4 protein-coding genes are annotated in these 3978 nt (G+C 69.1%); all 4 read left to right on the top strand.

Annotated elements, in window-relative coordinates; translation table 11 throughout:
* The coding region (locus tag VFV21_RS00230; protein WP_329667572.1) for an electron transfer flavoprotein-ubiquinone oxidoreductase at window positions 1–1302 on the top strand (1302 nt) is incomplete at its 5' end.
* Window positions 1303–1318: 16 nt separating this feature from the next.
* Window positions 1319–2191: an SDR family oxidoreductase gene (locus VFV21_RS00225; protein ID WP_329667571.1), complete on the top strand. Its 873-nt coding sequence runs from the start codon at window positions 1319–1321 to the stop codon at window positions 2189–2191.
* On the top strand, window positions 2191–3081 hold the full coding sequence (locus tag VFV21_RS00220; RefSeq protein ID WP_329667570.1) for an SDR family oxidoreductase: 891 nt from the start codon (window positions 2191–2193) through the stop codon (window positions 3079–3081). The genes VFV21_RS00225 and VFV21_RS00220 overlap by 1 nt, the downstream gene beginning before the upstream one ends.
* The coding region (locus tag VFV21_RS00215) for a CoA transferase (RefSeq protein WP_329667569.1) at window positions 3078–3978 on the top strand (901 nt) is incomplete at its 3' end. The genes VFV21_RS00220 and VFV21_RS00215, both read left to right, overlap by 4 nt.

The following is a 3978-nucleotide window of genomic DNA, read 5'->3' as shown; positions in this document are numbered from 1 at the left end:
GTGGTGCGCTGGCTGGCCCAGCAGGCCGAGGCCCTGGGCGTGGAGATCTTCCCTGGCTTCGCCGCCGCGGAGGTGCTCCACGACGAGCAGGGCGCGGTGCGCGGCGTGGCCACCGGCAACATGGGCATTGGCAAGAACGGCGAGCCCGGCGATGCGTTCCAGCTCGGCATGGAACTGGTGGGCAAGTACACGGTGTTCGCCGAGGGCGCGCGCGGGCACCTGGGCAAGCAGCTCATCGCGCGTTACCGCCTCGACGAAGGCCGCGATCCGCAGAGTTTCGCCATCGGCATCAAGGAACTGTGGGAAATCGATCCGCAGCGCGCCCAGCCCGGCCGCGTGCTGCACACCGCCGGCTGGCCGATGACCGACGACACCTTTGGCGGCGGCTTCCTCTACCACCTGTCGGACAACAAGGTGACGCTGGGCTTCGTGATCGGGCTCGATTACCGCAACCCGCACCTGAGCCCGTTCGAGGAGATGCAGCGCTGGAAGACCCATCCGGCGATCCGCGCCCACATCGAAGGCGGCAAGCGCCTGGCCTACGGCGCCCGCGCCATCAACAACGGCACGCCGCAGGCGCTGCCCAAGACCGTGTTCCCGGGCGGCGCGCTGGTGGGCTGCGATGCCGGCTACCTGAATGCGGCGCGCATCAAGGGCAGCCACGCCGCCATCAAGAGCGGCATGCTGTGCGCCGAGGCCCTGGCCCCGGCACTGGCCGCCGGGCGCCAGCGCGACGAGCTGACAGCCTACCCCGAAGCCTTCGCCGTCAGCTGGCTGCACGACGAGCTGAAGCAGTCGCGCAACTTCAAGCTGTGGTTCAAGAAGGGCAAGCTCACTGGGCAGTTGATGACGGGCATCGAGCAGTGGCTGCTGCCGAAGCTCGGCATCGCCAGCCCGCCGTGGACCCTGCATGCGACCAAGCGCGACCACGAAACGCTGCTGCCGGCCGACCAGGCCACACCGATCGCCTACCCCAAGCCCGACGGCGTGATCAGCTTTGACCGTCTGGGTTCGGTGTTCCTGAGCAACACCAACCACGAAGAGAACCAGCCCGCGCACCTGACACTGAAAGACGCCTCGGTGCCCGTGGCGGTGAACCTGAAGCGCTTCGCGGGGCCCGAGGCGCGCTACTGCCCGGCCGGGGTGTACGAGTTCGTCGAAGAGACGGGCGGCCCGCCGCGGCTGCAGATCAACGCGCAGAACTGCGTGCACTGCAAGACCTGCGACATCAAGGACCCGACCCAGAACATCGTCTGGGTCACGCCCGAGGGCGGCGGCGGCCCGGTCTATGCCGGCATGTGACGACGAGGATGAAGCCGTGACTCAGGAAGAAGCCCCATCGTTCGGATTCGACGACGCTGCACTGGCCGCGTTGCCGCTCGTCTACCAGCCCGGCCTCTGCGACGGCCAGGTGGTGATGGTCTCGGGCGCCGGCAGCGGCATCGGCAAGGCCATCGCTTTCCTCTACGCGCGGCTGGGCGCAAGGCTCGTCATCTGCGGCCGCGACCGGGCCAAGCTCGACGCCTGCGAACCCTGGCTGCGCCGCCTGGGCAGCCCCGACGTGCTGGTGCAGCCCACCGACATCCGCCGCACCGAGGCCATCGCCGAGCTGTTCGACGCCACCTACCAGCATTTCGGCCGCCTGGACGTGCAGGTCAACAACGCCGGCGGGCAGTTCCCGAAGGCCGCGCTGGACATCAGCCCCAAGGGCTGGAAGGCGGTGGTCGACAACAACCTCAACGGCACCTGGTACATGATGCACGAGGCCGCCAGGCGCTGGCGCGATGCCGGCCGGCCCGGCAGCATCGTCAACATCGTGCTCACCTTCCAGCGCGGCTTTCCGGGCGTGGCGCACAGCTGCGCGGCGCGCGCCGCTGTCACCTACCTGTCCAAGACGGTGGCGGTGGAGTGGGCGCAATACGGCATCCGCGTCAACTGCGTGGCGCCGGGCGTCATCGAGAGCAGCGGCTTCGCGCACTACGCGCCCGAGGCGCGGGCCAAGTTCTCGCGCGGCAACCCGATGCTGCGCCACGGCAGCGTGCAGGACATCGCCAACGCGGTGCTCTACCTCACGGGCCCGAGCGGCGAGTTCGTCAATGGCGAACTGCTGAACGTCGATGGCGGCGGCATCCTCTGGGGCGAGCTGTGGACCATTCCCAAGCCGGCCTACTTCAACGCGGAGCAGTCGTGATGAACACCCTCGACGACCAGCCCCGCTTCGGCCCCGGCGACCGTGCGCTGGCCGAGCTGCCCACCGTCTACCGCAGCGATCTCTTCGCCGGCAAGGTGGTGCTCGTGTCCGGCGCCGGCAGCGGCATCGGCAAGGCCATTGCCTTCCTCTACGCCCGCCTGGGTGCCACGCTGGCGATCTGCGGCCGCAAGGCCGACGCGCTGGAACTCTGCGCCGAGCAGTTGCGCAGCCTCGGCGGCGGCCGCGAGGTCCTCGCCTTCCCGATGAGCATCCGCGACCCCGAGCAGGTCGAAGCGCTGTTCGAAGCCGTATGGCAGCGCTTCGGCGGCCTGGACGTGCTGGTCAACAACGCCGGCGGCCAGTTCGCGGCGCACGCGATGGATTTCACCGACAAGGGCTGGAACGCGGTCATCGACACCAACCTCAACGGCACCTGGTACATGATGCAGGCCGCCGCCAAACGCTGGGTGCGGGACGGCAAGCGCGGCGGCAACATCGTCACCATCGCAGCCGCCGTGGACCGCGGCCTGCCCGGCATGGCGCACACCGCGGCCTCGCGGGCTGGCGTCATCGCGCTGTCGAAGACGCTGGCGGTGGAGTGGGCCGAGCACGACATCCGCGTCAACTGCATCGGCGCCGGTGCCATCGAGAGCAACGGCTTCAACAACTACAAGGAAGAGCATGTCGGCGGGCTCTTCCGCACCAACCCCATGAAGCGCGCCGGCGACGTGCAGGACGTGGCCGAAGCGGTGGTCTACCTCACCGCGCCGTCGGGCAAGTACATCACCGGCGAAACGATCAACATCGACGGCGGCATGGTGCTGTGGGGCGAGTTCTGGCCCGCCGGCATGCCCGACCACTTCCGGCCGCCCCGGCCGCCCGCTGCATGACCCCACGAGACCCCTCCCACCCGCTGCCCGCGGGACCGCTTGCCGGCGTGCGCATCGTCGACCTCACAGGCGTCGTGATGGGGCCTTTTGCCTCGCAGATCCTGGCCGACTTCGGCGCCGACGTGATCAAGGTCGAGTCGCCCGAAGGCGACACGGTGCGCCACATCGGGCCCAGCCGCAGCAAGGGCATGGGGCCGATGTACCTGGCGCTCAACCGCAACAAGCGCAGCGTCGCGCTCGACCTGCGCCACCCCGATGCGCTGGCCGCGTTGCAGCGGCTGATCGAGGGTGCCGACGTGCTCCTGTTCAACCTTCGGCCGGCCTCGATGGCGCGCCTGGGGCTGAGCTATGACGACGTGGCGCGCCTGAACCCGCGCATCGTCTACTGCGGCTGCTACGGTTTCGGCGAACGCGGGCGCTATGCCGGCAAACCGGCCCTCGACGACCTGATCCAGGGCTCGGTGGCGCTGCCGTCGCTGGTGGGCCGCGTCACCGGCGAGCCGCGCTACCTGCCCACCAACCTGTGCGACCGCACGACGGGCCTGACCGCCGTCTACAGCGTGATCGCCGCGCTCTACGCACGCGAAAAGACCGGCCGCGGCCAGGCCATCGAAGTGCCGATGTTCGAGACCATGACGCAGTTCGTGCTCTCCGACCACATGTTCGGCAAGACCTTCGATCCGCCGCTGGCCGACGCCGGCTACGTGCGACTGCTGGCCAAGGACCGCCGGCCGCTGCGCACGAAGGACGGCCACATCTGCGTGCTGATCTACATCGACCGCCACTGGAAGAGCTTCTGCGAGATGCTCGGCCGCCGCGACATGCTCGAAGACCCGCGCTTCCTGCGCATGTCCGACCGCACGCGCAACGTCGATGCCCTCTACGCCTTCGTGGCCG

It is taken from the genome of Arenimonas sp. (assembly GCF_036275555.1).
GTDB lineage: Bacteria > Pseudomonadota > Gammaproteobacteria > Xanthomonadales > Xanthomonadaceae > Arenimonas.
Note: the sequence above shows the minus strand (reverse complement) of the source record. Positions and strands in the feature narration are given on the sequence as shown.

Coding starts and splice junctions, on each gene's coding strand:
- VFV21_RS00220 (WP_329667570.1), top strand. CDS start 2,191: ATGAACACCCTCGACGACCAGCCCCGCTTCGGCCCCGGCGACCGTGCG.